At 66.4% G+C, this 13,459-nt stretch carries 12 protein-coding genes; 4 read left to right on the top strand and 8 right to left on the bottom strand.

Annotated features, from left to right (window positions below):
- The first annotated feature begins 257 nt into the window (after positions 1-257).
- Positions 258-479 carry a hypothetical protein gene (locus tag ACZY0R_RS08995; protein ID WP_488858060.1) on the top strand — a complete coding sequence of 74 codons (222 nt, stop codon included), beginning with the start codon at positions 258-260 and terminating at the stop codon, positions 477-479.
- Positions 480-679: 200 nt separating this feature from the next.
- Here the strand turns inward: ACZY0R_RS08995 and ACZY0R_RS08990 are convergent, their stop codons facing one another.
- The 7 genes from ACZY0R_RS08990 to ACZY0R_RS08960 form a co-directional block, all read right to left on the bottom strand.
- Positions 680-1,699 carry a Bug family tripartite tricarboxylate transporter substrate binding protein gene (locus tag ACZY0R_RS08990; protein ID WP_488858059.1) on the bottom strand — a complete coding sequence of 340 codons (1,020 nt, stop codon included), beginning with the start codon at positions 1,697-1,699 and terminating at the stop codon, positions 680-682.
- A 124-nt stretch (positions 1,700-1,823) separates the two neighbouring features.
- Positions 1,824-2,555, bottom strand: a complete 732-nt coding sequence (locus ACZY0R_RS08985) for an SDR family NAD(P)-dependent oxidoreductase (protein ID WP_488858058.1) — start codon at positions 2,553-2,555, stop codon at positions 1,824-1,826.
- A 224-nt stretch (positions 2,556-2,779) separates the two neighbouring features.
- Complete coding sequence (gene pcaF / locus ACZY0R_RS08980) at positions 2,780-3,982, bottom strand: 3-oxoadipyl-CoA thiolase (protein WP_488858057.1); 1,203 nt, start codon at positions 3,980-3,982, stop codon at positions 2,780-2,782.
- A gap of 98 nt (positions 3,983-4,080) precedes the next feature.
- Positions 4,081-4,728, bottom strand: coding sequence for a 3-oxoacid CoA-transferase subunit B (locus ACZY0R_RS08975; RefSeq protein WP_043357060.1), 648 nt, complete (start codon positions 4,726-4,728; stop codon positions 4,081-4,083).
- Positions 4,729-4,748: 20 nt separating this feature from the next.
- Entirely contained in the window at positions 4,749-5,432 is a 684-nt protein-coding gene (locus ACZY0R_RS08970; RefSeq protein WP_441635438.1) for a 3-oxoacid CoA-transferase subunit A, read from the bottom strand.
- 402 nt (positions 5,433-5,834) lie between these two features.
- Positions 5,835-8,912, bottom strand: a complete 3,078-nt coding sequence (locus ACZY0R_RS08965; protein ID WP_488858056.1) for an AAA family ATPase — start codon at positions 8,910-8,912, stop codon at positions 5,835-5,837.
- A complete protein-coding gene (locus ACZY0R_RS08960) occupies positions 8,909-10,054 on the bottom strand; it encodes an exonuclease SbcCD subunit D (RefSeq protein WP_488858055.1) in 1,146 nt (381 codons plus the stop codon). The genes ACZY0R_RS08965 and ACZY0R_RS08960 overlap by 4 nt, the downstream gene beginning before the upstream one ends.
- Before the next feature lie 225 nt (positions 10,055-10,279).
- On the opposite strand from ACZY0R_RS08960, the gene ACZY0R_RS08955 reads away from it, so the two are divergent.
- The gene (locus ACZY0R_RS08955) at positions 10,280-10,624 is read left to right on the top strand and encodes a YgiW/YdeI family stress tolerance OB fold protein (RefSeq protein WP_488858054.1); all 345 of its coding nucleotides are present in this window, start codon (positions 10,280-10,282) and stop codon (positions 10,622-10,624) included.
- A 42-nt stretch (positions 10,625-10,666) separates the two neighbouring features.
- Here the strand turns inward: ACZY0R_RS08955 and ACZY0R_RS08950 are convergent, their stop codons facing one another.
- A complete protein-coding gene (locus tag ACZY0R_RS08950) occupies positions 10,667-11,644 on the bottom strand; it encodes a Bug family tripartite tricarboxylate transporter substrate binding protein (protein WP_488858053.1) in 978 nt (325 codons plus the stop codon).
- Positions 11,645-12,036: 392 nt separating this feature from the next.
- Between ACZY0R_RS08950 and ACZY0R_RS08945 the strand changes: the two genes are divergently transcribed.
- Both ACZY0R_RS08945 and ACZY0R_RS08940 read left to right on the top strand, forming a co-directional pair.
- Positions 12,037-12,921, top strand: coding sequence for a helix-turn-helix domain-containing protein (locus ACZY0R_RS08945; protein WP_488858052.1), 885 nt, complete (start codon positions 12,037-12,039; stop codon positions 12,919-12,921).
- Positions 12,922-13,181: 260 nt separating this feature from the next.
- Positions 13,182-13,325 carry a hypothetical protein gene (locus ACZY0R_RS08940; protein ID WP_488858051.1) on the top strand — a complete coding sequence of 48 codons (144 nt, stop codon included), beginning with the start codon at positions 13,182-13,184 and terminating at the stop codon, positions 13,323-13,325.
- Positions 13,326-13,459: the final 134 nt, after the last annotated feature.

Here is a 13,459-nt window from a genome sequence, read left to right as displayed (position 1 = left end):
ACCGTCCCGGGTCGCCGGCATCCGCACTGCCAGCCCCGCGGCCCCGGAGAGGGCCGCTGCCATGGATGCGTGCAGCAGCTGGCGGTTAATTGCGGGGAATATGACAGATAAGAGACAGATCAGATCCAGATATTAAAAATGCTGAATGGCATTTTGCAGCTGTCTGCAATACATTTGCAGACATAGTCACTTCGCATGCCTGTCGCCGGTTCTCGGCCGCGGCGCAGCGCATGCCCGTCATTCACCAGGAGTGGTCCATGCAAGGACAAACAGATTTCGCCGAAGACCGGGATGTCCAGTGGGAAACGGATGGCCCTCCTGTAGTGTGGCAAGCGGTACCGGCGGCAACCATGCCGGTGTATTACCGCCTGCCGGACACGCCGGAAGGGCACCATATCAAGGAGTACGCCAGCGGCCTGCGCCAGCTGGTGCGCTTTGTCGGTGTCGAAGAACAGGTCGTGAAGTACAGCCTGGCCTGATCCGCGCCGGCCGCTTCTTTCCGTGGTTTCTTCCCTTGTCTCCTCCTGCCCTGTTCCAGCGGGCCAGGATTAAGCCCGCGAGAAATCGCGGGCTTTTTTCTGTGGCACGGACGTAAAGAAGCCGGCCCCGAAGGGCCGGCTTTCGTGGCTGCCGGCAGGCCGGGCGTTGCGTCCGGGCCGGGCTGGCGATCAGGAACCGATCAGTCCACCGTGGCGCCCGAAGCCTTCACCACCTTGGCCCACTTGGCGGTTTCCGACTTCATGAACGCGGCCAGTTCAGCCGGCTTTTCCGGACGCGGCTCGGCACCCTGGTCGGCCATCTGCTTCTTCACTTCCGGCATGGCCAGGATCTTCACCACTTCCGCGTTCAGGCGATCGATGATCGGCTGCGGCGTGCCGCCGGTGGCGTACAGCGCGAACCAGGAGGTAGCTTCATAACCCGGCACGCCGGATTCCGCCACGGTCGGCACGTTCGGCAGCGCGGGCGAGCGCTTGGCCGAAGTCACGGCGATGGCACGTAGCTTGCCGGCCTTCACGTGCGGATACGACGACGGCATGTTGTCGAACATCAGGCCGATCTGGTTGCCCAGCAGGTCGTTCACCGCCGGGGCGCTGCCCTTGTACGGGATGTGCTGGATATGCAGGCCGGTCATCGAGTTGAACAACTCGCCCGACAGGTGCATCGACGAACCGCTGCCCGACGAACCGTACGACAGCTTGTCCGGATTGGCCTTCACATAGGCGATCAGTTCCTTGACGTTGTTGACCGGCACCTTGGGGTTCACCACCACGATGTTCGGCACCATCGCCACACGCGAGATCGGCGCGAAATCCTTGACCGGATCGTACGGCAGCTTGGAGTACAGCGACTGGTTGATCGCATGGGTACCGATGGTGCCCATGAACAGCGTGTAGCCATCGCCCGGCGCCTTGGCCGCGATCGATGCACCGATATTGCCGCCAGCACCCGGGCGGTTGTCGATCACCACCGGCTGGCCAAGCACCTTGCCCAGTTGCAGGCCGACGATGCGCGCCAGGATGTCGGTGGTGCCGCCGGCCGAGAACGGCACGATCATCGTGATCGGCTTGGTCGGGTAGGTACCTTGGGCGTAGGCTGCACCGCTCATGCCGCCAACGGTTGCTGCCAGTGCCACGCCGGCGGCCAGCAGGCGACGGCGCGCGCTGTTGTGCAGGGTGCGGGCTTGGGAATCGGATTTCATGTTTACTCCAGGATAGATCGCTGTAAGCCCGCACTTGTGGCGCGGGTCATCTTTTTAGTTTTTACTGACTAAATGCTGTGGCGTGATGACGTGGCGCGATTGCCCCGGTCACGCCCAGGGACTACTACACGGGTGCGACGCCGAGCGTGGTGCCGCCGCAAACGTAGAGCACCTGGCCGGTCACGAAACCGTTCTCCGGCGACAGGAAAAACATCGAAGCGCGCGCCACGTCTTCCGGCGTGCCCATGCGCTTGACCGCGATGCTGGCGAGGATGCGCTTGGTCTGCTCGCTGCCTTCGGGGTTGCTCTTGCGGAACAGGTCGGTGGCGATCGGGCCGGGCGCCACGGCGTTGACCGTGATGCCGTCGCCGCCCAGCTCCATCGCCAGCGTGCGGGTCATGCCGATCAGGCCAGCCTTGGTGGCGGAATACACCACGCGCTCCGGCTTGCCCAGCGCCGCACGCGAGGCCATGTTCACGATACGGCCGAAGCCCGCCGCGCGCATCGCGGGCAGGCAGGCCTGGGTCAGCAACAGGGTGGCTTGCAGATGCAGGCCCACCACATAATTCAGGTCTTCCACGCGCGCCGTGTCGGCGGTACCGGGGCGGGTGGCGCCCGCATTGTTCACCAGCCGGGTGACGGCAAAGCGCGAGGTCACCTGCTCGGCCACGGCGCGGGTCGCGGCGGCATCGGTCAGGTCGGCCTGGAAGAACGTCATATTGGGATGGGACCAGGCGGGCGCGACATAGTCGACATTGACCACCTGCGTCACGCCATCGGCCAGCAGCATTTCGCTGATGGCACGGCCGATACCGGAACTGGCGCCGGTAACGAGCGTGGCAACGGGAAGGGACATCTTGTACTCCGACCGGCCGCAACTGCGCCGGGTCATGCTGGAAAGGGATGCGACCAGAGCCGGCGAGCCGGTCGGCCCAGTCGGCCCAGTCGCACTGCTTCTTTGCGTTGGGGAACTTCAAAGCCTGCACATCCACCGGGTACTAACGGCGGCGATGCGGCATTCTTTAGCAGACGGCGCCCGCGGGCCGAAACCCGCGGGCGCCGAAACCGCACCCGCTGCGATCAGACGCGCTCGATCACCATGGCGATGCCCTGGCCCACGCCGATGCACATCGTGCAAAGCGCGTAGCGGCCGCCCGTACGGTGCAACTGGTACATGGCGGTGGTAACCAGGCGGGCGCCGCTCATGCCGAGCGGGTGGCCCAGCGCAATGGCGCCGCCATTCGGGTTGACGCGAGCGTCGTCGTCAGCCACGCCGAGTTCGCGCAGCACGGCCAGGCCTTGCGCGGCGAACGCTTCGTTCAGCTCGATCACGTCCATCTGGTCGATGGTCATGCCGAGTTGCTTGAGCAGCTTTTGCGAAGCCGGCGCCGGGCCGATGCCCATCACGCGCGGCGCCACGCCGGCGGTGGCCATGCCGACGATGCGGGCCTTGGGCGTCAGGCCGTGTTGGCGGGCCGCGGCTTCGCTGGCGAGCAGGATGGCGCAGGCGCCGTCGTTCACGCCCGAGGCATTGCCAGCCGTGACCGTACCGTCGGCGCGAACCACGCCGCGCAGCTTGCCCAGCGCTTCCATGCTGGTGGCGCGCGGGTGTTCGTCGCGCTCCACCACCAGCGGATCACCCTTCTTCTGGGCGATCGTCACCGCGGTGATTTCCTGCGCCAGCGTGCCGTCAGCCTGGGCGCGCGATGCCTTTTCCTGGCTGCGCAGCGCCATCAGGTCCTGGTCTTCGCGGCTGATCTTGTAATCGGTGGCGACGCTCTCGGCGGTCTCGGGCATCGAGTCCACGCCGTAGGCCGCGCGCATGGCCGGGTTGATGAAGCGCCAGCCGATGGTGGTGTCGAAAATCTGCGCATCGCGCGAGAAGGCGCTGGTGGCCTTGCCCATCACGAACGGCGCGCGGCTCATGCTTTCCACGCCGCCGGCCAGCATCAGGCCGGCTTCGCCGGCCTTGATCGCGCGCGCGGCGGTGCCGGTGGCGTCCATGCCAGAGCCGCACAGGCGGTTGATGGTGGCGCCCGGTACGCTTTGCGGCAGGCCTGCCAACAGCAGCGACATGCGCGCCACGTTGCGGTTGTCTTCGCCGGCCTGGTTGGCATTGCCGTAGATCACGTCGTCGATGGCCGACCAGTCGAGGTTCGGGTTGCGTGCCATCAGGGCCTTGAGCGGCACCGCGCCCAGGTCGTCCGCGCGCACCGCGGACAGGCTGCCGCCGTAGCGGCCGATGGGGGTGCGGATGGCGTCGCAGATAAAGGCTTCGGTCATGGTTGTCTCTCTCTCTCTCTCTCTCTCTTGCTTGTACGTGAAAGCGTGAAGCTTGGAAGGGTGCTCACCGGGGCTGGCCCCGCCGGTCAGGCCGGCACTCAGGCAGAAGCGCCCTGCTTGAGCGGCACGCCGGTCAGGCGTTGCAGTTCGTCGAAGGACAAGCCTTCGACAAGGTCGCGCGCCACCAGCCCGTCGGGCGTGACGTCGATGGTAGCCAGGTCGGTATAGATGCGCGTGACACAGGTCATGCCAGTCAGCGGATACGTGCACTCCGCCACGATCTTGCTCTCGCCCTGCTTGGTCTGGTGCTCCATCATCACGAACACTTCCTTGGCACCGATGGCCAGGTCCATGGCGCCGCCCACGGCCGGGATCGCGCCGGGCGCGCCGGTATGCCAATTGGCCAGGTCGCCCTTCACCGACACCTGGAAGGCGCCGAGTACGCAGAAGTCGAGGTGGCCGCCGCGCATCATGGCGAACGAATCGGCATGGTGGAAATACGAGCCGCCCGGCTTGATCGTGACCGGCTGCTTGCCGGCGTTGATCAGGTCGCCGTCTTCCTCGCCGGCGGGCGGTGCCTTGCCCATGCCGAGCAGGCCGTTCTCGCTGTGCAGCAGGATTTCACGGTCGGCCGGCAGGTGATTACCGACCAGGGTGGGCAGGCCGATGCCGAGATTGACCACGGCACCGTCGGGAATGTCTTTGGCCACGCGGGCGGCCATCTGATCGCGGGTCAGGCGTTGCATATTCTGGATCTCCTTGGCGCTCAGGCGGCAGCCTGGCTGGCGCCGTCGATCTTGACGACGCGCTTGACGAACAACCCCGGCGTCACGATGTGTTCCGGGTCCAGCTCGCCGAGTTCGACGATCTCGCTGACCTGCACGATGGGGCATTTGGCGGCCATCGCCATGATGGGGCCGAAGTTGCGCGCGGTCTTGCGGTAGGTCAGGTTGCCCCAGCGGTCGGCGCGCAGCGCCTTGATCAGCGCGAAGTCGGCGTGGATCGGCGTCTCGTAGACATAGCCCTGGCCGTCGATGATGCGGGTTTCCTTGCCTTCGGCCAGCGGCGTGCCGTACGCGGTGCGGGTGAAGAAGCCGCCGATGCCGGCGCCGGCGGCGCGGATGCGCTCGGCCAGGTTGCCCTGGGGCACCAGTTCCAGCTCGATCTCGCCGGCGTGGTACAGGGCATCGAAGACGTAGGAATCGGACTGGCGCGGGAAGGAGCAAATGATCTTGCGAACGCGCTTGGTCTTCAGCAGCGCCGCCAGGCCAGTGTCGCCATTGCCGGCGTTGTTATTGACGATGGTCAGGTCACGCGCGCCCTGGGCGATGAGCGCGTCGATGAGCTCCGCCGGCATGCCTGCCATGCCAAAACCGCCAATCAGGATAGTGGCGCCGTCGTGGATGTCGGCCATGGCCGATTCCACGGAGTCGAATAGCTTGTTGATCACTTGCGTTCCAGTTCCGAGAGTCCGGACGAACTATCCGGAACCGGCCGCCAAGGAGGGAAATCAGGCGGCACGCAAACGCTGTCTCCGGACAGTCCTGCCGGAAGAGCCATCCGGCTCGCGCGCCCTTGCAATTCCTTGCAAAAGTGCACCGCCGGACACGAATCCAACAGACTTTGGTTTTTCTTATTATTCTGATTTGTTCTAACTGCGAACTTCAATTCGCAGAATGAACAGATTACACCCCCTATCCGACGGTGGTCAAGGCGGCGGCAAATCGCTTGTGCGTTTGTCGGACACGATCGTAGGCCAGTTGAAAGCTACCTTGCGCACCTGCCCGCGGATGCCTGAGCAAACCATAGCTTACGCGCTTCAGGCTGCCGCGAGGCGGTCACCTCCCGCCCCTCATGGCAATTGCAGTTCGGCCCGGCTGCCGCCCGCCCCGGGACGGATTTCCAGGCGCACGTCGATGCGCTCGCGCAGCTCGGCCACATGGGAAATGATGCCCACCAGCCTTCCCGCCTGCTGCAGGTCGATCAGCGTGCGGATGGCGAAATCCAGGCTCTCGGGATCGAGCGTGCCGAAGCCCTCGTCGACGAACAGCGTATCGAGCTGGATCCCGCCCGCGCGCGACTGCACCACATCGGCCAGTCCCAGCGCCAGCGAGAGCGATGCCAGGAACCCCTCGCCGCCGGACAAGGTATTCGCCGGGCGCGTCATGCCGGTGTCATGATCGAACACCTCCAGATCGAGCCCGCCGGCGGCGCGCTTGTCGCCCAGTTCGCGCACGCGCTGCAGTTCGTAACGGTTGCGGCTCATGCGCATCAGGCGCAGCGAGGCGGCTTCCAGCACCTCGTCGAGCAAGGTCGCCAGCACGAAACGCTGGAAGGTGATGCGGCGCGGATTGTTGCCGTTGGCCACTTCGGCCAGCCGTCCGAGCACCGCGTAACTGCGCTCGATGTCCGCGCCCGCGGCAGCCAGCGCGTCCAGGCGCTGCTGGCATTGCAGCAGGTTTTCGCGGCTGCGGTTGAGGTCGGCCTGCTCCCGGACCAGCGCTTCGAGCGCGCTGGTGGCATCCGCCTGGGCCTGCCTGAGTGCCGGCAGGTCGGGCGCGGCCAGGTCGCGCGCGGCGACCGCGGCGCGCTCGCGCCGGTCCGCGGCGGCAGCCAGGTCGAGGTCGAAGCGATTGACGCGGGCTTCGAGCTGCGCCACCTGCGCGGCAGGCATCCGCGCCTCGGCATAGGCCTCGCGCGTGACAAAGCCCGCCTGCCCAAGCGCGTCTGCGAACGCTGCGCCAGCCTGCTGCTCGCGCAGCGCGTGGCTGGCCAGGCTGGCTTGCGCGCCGGCTTGCGCGGCCTGGGCCGCGGCCAGGCCGGCGCCGGCCTGCTTGTCCGCCAACTGCGCGGCGGCCAGCGCGGCTTCGCGCGCGGCCAGATCCTGCCGTGCTTGTCCCAGCGCGAGGGTGAGCCGCTCTGGCTCACGCCATTCGGACGGCACCTGGGCGCTGGCCGCCTGCCACTCGCCCTGCAGCTTGGCGTGACGCTGGCCGGCGTCCTGCGCCGCCGCATCGGCTACGCGAATGGACGCATCGGCGGCGGCAAGCGCGCCGCGCAGCCGCTCCAGTTCCGCTGCCAGCGGCGCGCACCGTCCAGCCGCCGACCCGGCAGCCAGCTGCTGCGCGCGTAACGCCTGGATAGCCTCGGCCAGTTGCGCCTTGGCAGCGGCCGGATCCTGCGCCGCGCCTGCCGGCATGTCCGCGGCGGTCACGGCTTCGCGCAGTTCGTCCAGTTGCTCCTGACGGTGCGTCAGCGCTTGCTGCGCGGTTTGCGCCTGGCTGGCCGCGCTGTGCGCGGCCTGGTCGGCAAGCCGCGCGGCCTCGCGGGCGTGATCGAGCGCCTCGTCGGAGACCGGTGCCTCGATATGCCGGGCCATCTGAGGATGGTCGGCGCTGCCGCATACCGGGCACGACTCGCCGTCGTGCAGGCCCGCAGCCAGCCGCGCGGCTTGTCCGGCCCGCCAGGCCTGCTCCGTCTCGCGCAAGCGGAGCGCGCTTGCCGCCTGAAGTGTGGCGGCTTGCTCGGCAGCAAGCCGGCCGGCTTCGGCCTGGCGGCGCGCCTGTTCCCAGTGCGCCAGCGTGGCCGCGTATTTGTCCAGCGTGGCCGCCTGCTGCGCCAGGCCCGCCAGCCGTAACTGGATCGTCTCTAGTCCGCGAGCGCCCTCCTGGGCCTGGGCCAGTTCGGCCTCCGCCTGTTTCAGCGCGGCCGCCGCTTGCTGCTGCGCCTGCACGGCACCAGCATGGGCCGCCGCCGATTGTGTCTGCCCACGGGCGGCGCTTTGCAAGTCCTGCTGCAGCACGCCAAGCCGTTGCGCCTGCGGCAGCATGGCCTCCAGTTCCGTCACACGCTTTTGCGCCGCCTGCCGATCGCCGGCGCGGGCAATTTCGGCTTCGAGCGCTGCCGCCGCCGCCGCCGACGCCACGGCGCTTTCGCTGGCGCGCGCATTCGCCGCGGCAAGCGCTTGCTGCGCCTGCAGGTGTTCCTGCGCGGCCTGCCCGAGATGCTGATCGAAAGGCTGGACCTGCGCGGCCCGGCGCGCGGCCAGCAACCGCTGGCGCTCGGCTTCCACCTCGGGCCGCTGCGCCATCAGCGCGGCATGGGCAGCCTCGGTCTCGCGCTGTTCGCGCAGGCGGGCTTCGGTCTGCTCGCCTTGCTTGCTCGCCAGCGTGGCGAGTTCAAGCACGGTGCGTGCCGCGCCGTCGCGCTGCTTGAGTTCATCCAGCCGGACTTGCAACGCCGCTGCCTGCTCGCGCAAGGCGTCCACGGATTCGAGCTGATACTGCTGCAGCAAGGCCGTTTGTTCGATCCGCAGCCGCTCGGCCTGCTGGCGGATGCCGGCGGCCTGGCCCTTGAGCAGTTCTTCCACGCGCCGGTACAACTCGGTGCGGAACAAGCGCTCCAGGATCGCCTGACGGCTCTTGGAATCGGCAGTCAGCAGTTCGCGAAAACGTCCCTGCGGCAGCACGATCACCTGGCGGAACTGGCTACTGTCGAAACCCAGCAGGTTGCGCACATAGTCATCGACCTTGTTGGGCTGGCTGGCCATGCTGGTCCAGCCACCCTCGCCCATGGTGTCGAGCTGGGCCTTGGGCGTTTCCTTGACGGTGCCCTCTCCGCGCAGCTTCGGCCGCTCCTGCGCGGGCGAACGCGTAGCCAGGTAGCGCTGGCCGGCCAGGCTGAATTCGAACGTCACTTCCGTGCGCAAACCTGGATCGGCGTTGGCGCTGCGCATGTCCTGCGCACTGCGCTCGCCACCGGACGTATCGCCGTAGAGCGCGAAGCAGATGGCGTCGAGCAGCGTGGTCTTGCCGGCGCCGGTGGGGCCGTGGATCAGGAAGAAGGCACGCTCCCCAAGCTGGCTGAAATCGATCTCCTCGCTGGCGGCAAACGGGCCGAAGGCTTGCAGCTTCAGGCGTAGCGGTCTCATGCGGACTCCCTCTCGGCGGCAGCCATGCCTTCCAGCAGCTGGGCCAGCACGCGGCGCTTGTCGTCGTCCAGTTCTTCGTCCGCGACCTCCTTGAAGAAGTTGGCGAACAGCTCGGCGGTATCGAGCTGGCGCAGGCGGTGGCCCGCGGCGCTGGCTTCGCCGGATCGCGCCAGCACGGCGCGCTCGATGGCCAGGGCATTGGGATAGGCCTGGCGCAGGCGGGCCATCGGATCGAGCAAGGCGCCGGTATCGGTCAGCACCGCGTGGATATAGTCGTCGCGGTGCGGGTCCTCCGCGCCATGCGCCAGCAGGTCGGCCAGTTGCCCTTCGATGATGCGCAAGTCGCGCCGGGGCGAGAGCGCAATCGGTTCGATCGTCACCGTGCCATCGCCCGCCAGCTCGATCAGCGAGACGGACTTGGCGTGCGTGACTTCGGACAGCGAGTATTTCAGCAGCGAGCCGGCGTAGTGAATGCGCTGGCCAAAGGTCTGCGGCCGGTGCAGATGGCCGAGCGCGACCAGGTCGAAGCCGTCGAACACGCCAGCGGCAACGGCGCCGCTGCCGCCCACCGAAAGCGGCCGCTCCGATTCGCTGGCCTCGCCGCCGATCACGAAGGCATGCCCCACCACCACCGAACGCGCATGCGCCGGATGGCTCGCACGGATCGCTTCCAGGCGCGCCGCGAGCGCCGCCTCGTGGCCGGGCAGGTCCACGCCGAAGGCATCGCGCACCGCAGCGGGCTCGGCATAGGGCAAGGCATAGATCTTCACTTCGCCGGCCGGGTCGGACAAAGTCACGCAGGTCGCCTCGCGCTCGGTGCGGCCAGCCACATGCAAACCCTGCGCCGTCAGCAGGCGCGCGCCGAAGCCGAGCCGCTGCGCGCTGTCGTGGTTGCCCGAGATCATCACCACCGGCACACCCGCGTCCACCACAATGCGCGCCAGCACGTCGTCGAGCAATGCGACCGCTTCGGGAGGCGGCACCGCGCGGTCATAGACGTCGCCGGCGATCAGCACCGCATCGGGCCGCGCGTCGCGCACCAGCACGACAAATTGATCGAGCACCCAGGCCTGGTCTTCGAGCAGGCTGCGCGCGTGAAACACGCGCCCGAGGTGCCAGTCGGCAGTGTGAAGAAAACGCAATGTAAATCCCTTTGGTGGGTGAGCACGAGTGAGCCGGGCATGGTCCGGAGCGGACAGCGCGGCAGGCGCCATCATAACGTTGCCCGTTCGCGTTCAGCTTCGGTTCAGCCCCTGCCACCCACAATCGCCTGCGTGCTGGTGCAAAAGCACCGGCTCCGGCACAATGGTCCGGCCAGGTGGCCGCCCCACAGCCGGTACGTTCCAATCATTCTTGAGAGAGAAACCATGAAACGCATCCTGATCGCGGCAGTTCTGACGGCTACGGCCGTCATGGCACAGGCGCAGTACGTAGGCCCTTCCACGGTACCGGCGACTACCGTCAAGGCGCTGACGGAGCAAGGCAAGGACGACCAGCACGCCGTGCTGCGCGGGAAAATCGTCAATAGCGTCGGCCACGAGCTCTACCAGTTCGACGACGGCACCGGGCAGATCCGGATCAAGATCGACAAGAAGCTGTGGCCGGCCGGCCAGCCGGTGGATGCGTCCACCCAGGTGGAACTGCTGGGCGAATACGACAAGGAACTCTTCGGCGACTCGAAGTTCAAGGTCAAGCAGATCCGCATCCTGTAAGGATGCAGGCACGATGCCCGGAGAACCCGGGCATCGGCATCCTTACTCCTGGATATTCGCTTCGCTGACGATTTTGCGGTAAGCCTCGGTTTCCTTGGCGATAAACCCACGGAAGGCGACCGCGTCCTTCGCATCGACATCCACGCCAGCCTCGGACAGCTTGTTCTTGACCTCCGGCGCATTGATCGCGCGGGCGAGCGCGTCGGCCAGCTTGTCGGTCACCGCCTTGGGCGTATTGGCCGGCGCGAACAACCCGAACCACAAACGCATATCGACACCAGCCAGCGCCTTGTTCTCAGCCAGCGCGGGGATATTGGGCGCGGCATGCGAACGCGTGGCCGAAGTCACGCCGATGGCCTGCAGCTTGCCTGACTTGATCTGCGGCAGCGCCGTCGACAGCACCAGCACGCCCAACTCGATCTGGTTGGCCATCAGGTCGGCGATCGCCGGCGCGCCACCTTTGTAGGGGACGTGCGTCATATCCACCTTGCTGGCGCCGCGGATCAGTTCGCCCGACAGATGCAGCGGCGTGCCGATGCCCGAGGTGCCATAGTTCACCGCCTTCTTGCTCTTGGCCAGCGCCAGGAAGCCGTCCACGCCACGAATGCCCGATTGCGCGCCGGACACCAGCACCATGGGCTGCGAGCCGACCATGCGCAGCGGCACCAGATCGCGCTGGCCGTCGTACTTGATCTTCGGGTTGGTCAGCCTGGCGATGGATATTTCACTGTTGGAGCCCAGCAGCAAGGTATAGCCGTCGGCCGGGGCGTTGATGGTCTTGATGGCACCGATGGTGCCGCTGGCGCCCGGCGCATTGTCCACAACCACCGATACCCCGAGATCCTGGCCAAGACGCTGGCTCAGCACGCGCGCCACCATGTCGTTGCTGCCGCCGGCGGCGTAGGGCACGACGATGGTGATCGGGCGGTCCGGATAGCCGGCGGCACGAGCGGGCGCGGCGGCAACGGCAAGAGTGAGCGTAACGGCGGCGGACAGCGCCGTGGCAAGGGACTTCTTCATCGGATTCCTTTTCTGGCGCCGGGGGCGCTCCTATCTGTGCGTCTTGTGTGGTTTGTGTGTCTTGCGTGATGCGAAGGATCGGCGGATTGCCATCCCGGCGTGCGGTTTGCAATATACATGCCATCCAAAAATCTAGCCAAGTCTCATTTACGAGATAGAAAAGCAGGAATTCTCTCCTCTTCCGCACCAGGAATGCGCCAGAAATGCACATTGATGCACAACACCCGAGCACTCGCGGGCCCGCCGGCGTCGTCGCCGTCGTTGCCCGGGCCAACCAGGCCTGCATCAAGGGAAAGCCCGACAGCATTGCTTCCTGGCGTGATACATCTCGCCCCATGCGGCGGCGGACCGTGCTAGGATAGGCCTTGTCTTCTTTTTGAGATTTTCACGGGATGGACACTCTCCTTGCTGCTGGCCCACCCGTTGATTTCGTCGAGATCGGCAATCGGCTGCGCGCCTATCGCCTGGGCGCGGGGATGCGGGCGGAAGCCATTGCGGAGCAGCTCGGCGTGTCGCGCGCAGCGATCTACCGCATGGAAAAGGGCGACATCGTCAAGATCGAGACACTCGGCCGGCTGGCCCAGTTGCTTGGCACTTCGCTGGCGTCGATGCTGGGGGTCGAGTCCGAGTACTACCGCTCGGCGGTGGCCTATATCGAGCGCATGCGCCAGCTCGAACATGGCGCGACGCGCATCCTTGCCCATTTCGAACCGGTTTCCTACCTGCTGACATCGCCCCACTACGCCGGCCACCTGCGGCAGATGCTGGCCGAGAGCCCGCAGCCGGCGCCGGCGGCGACCATCGATGCCTTGCTGGCCCTGCTTGAGGAACGCAAGCAATCGTTCGCGCGCAGCGTGCCGCCCATTACCAGCCTGATCGACCTGCGCTCGCTCGAGCGCTTCGTGCATTTCGGGCTGGTGGGGCGCCTGGACCTGCCGCCGGCGGTACGCATGGAACGCTCGCTGGCTGCCCGGCGCGAGATCGAACGCGTGATCGAGCTGCTCGACGCGCAGCCGATCGGCCTGCAAATCGGCATTGTCGACGGCAGCATGCCCAACGTCACCTTCCAGGTCTTCGAGCGGCCGGGCAAGGCCTACGTGGCAACCAGCCCGTTCCGTTTCGGGGAGTTTCCCAATGTCTCCACCGGCATTGCCACGGTGACGGCCGCGCCCGAGGCGGTACGGCTCTACACCGCCATGGTCAATGACCTGTGGCAGCGCGCCTATAAGGGGCGCGATGGTGCCGCGCTGCTGCGGCGCATGTTGAACAGCGTATGAGCGGACACGCGGATCCATCGCCAGCGCGTCCCCTCACTTTGTATCCGACCCAGTTTTCACTAACCGACATTGCGCCATGACGCTTGAAACCACCCTCCAGCAATTCCAGGACTCGCTCCCTGGCACCGACGCCTTCGTGATGGTGAAGAACGCCACGCGCGAACTGATCGAACACGGATCCGGCGCACGCTGCTGCCTACTTCCTGCTCTACGGCTTTGCCCGCTCCTACGTGCTGCTGTACGAGGACCAGGCGGTGACCATGGACTTCGCCGAAGCCGCCAGGCAGGAACTGCTCGGCTATATGCAAGGCATCGCGCGCACCCTGCACGGTGAGCCCGCCGCGCTGGTGGCGGAAATGAACCGCATCGTGAGCGCTTACCAGGGCGGCAAGAGGACCTTCTGAGGCGCCAGCGGACGGTAACCCTGGCGGCGACCGCGTTTGAATGCGGCCTGCCGCTGCCGATTCGATCAGAACACGCCTTTGGGAAATTTCCGAACACATTGCAGATTTTTCCGACGTTTCGCGGAATGAATACG

This window comes from Cupriavidus sp. F041 (assembly GCF_057814235.1).
This window is presented reverse-complemented; position numbering and strand designations above follow the sequence as displayed.

Excerpts from the sequence above, each read along its gene's own strand:
- ACZY0R_RS08995 (WP_488858060.1), top strand. The coding sequence starts at position 258 with ATGCAAGGACAAACAGATTTCGCCGAAGACCGGGATGTCCAGTGGGAA.
- ACZY0R_RS08990 (WP_488858059.1), bottom strand. The coding sequence starts at position 1,699 with ATGAAATCCGATTCCCAAGCCCGCACCCTGCACAACAGCGCGCGCCGT.
- ACZY0R_RS08985 (WP_488858058.1), bottom strand. The coding sequence starts at position 2,555 with ATGTCCCTTCCCGTTGCCACGCTCGTTACCGGCGCCAGTTCCGGTATC.
- pcaF (WP_488858057.1), bottom strand. The coding sequence starts at position 3,982 with ATGACCGAAGCCTTTATCTGCGACGCCATCCGCACCCCCATCGGCCGC.
- ACZY0R_RS08975 (WP_043357060.1), bottom strand. The coding sequence starts at position 4,728 with ATGCAACGCCTGACCCGCGATCAGATGGCCGCCCGCGTGGCCAAAGAC.
- ACZY0R_RS08965 (WP_488858056.1), bottom strand. The coding sequence starts at position 8,912 with ATGAGACCGCTACGCCTGAAGCTGCAAGCCTTCGGCCCGTTTGCCGCC.
- ACZY0R_RS08955 (WP_488858054.1), top strand. The coding sequence starts at position 10,280 with ATGAAACGCATCCTGATCGCGGCAGTTCTGACGGCTACGGCCGTCATG.
- ACZY0R_RS08950 (WP_488858053.1), bottom strand. The coding sequence starts at position 11,644 with ATGAAGAAGTCCCTTGCCACGGCGCTGTCCGCCGCCGTTACGCTCACT.
- ACZY0R_RS08945 (WP_488858052.1), top strand. The coding sequence starts at position 12,037 with ATGGACACTCTCCTTGCTGCTGGCCCACCCGTTGATTTCGTCGAGATC.
- ACZY0R_RS08940 (WP_488858051.1), top strand. The coding sequence starts at position 13,182 with ATGGACTTCGCCGAAGCCGCCAGGCAGGAACTGCTCGGCTATATGCAA.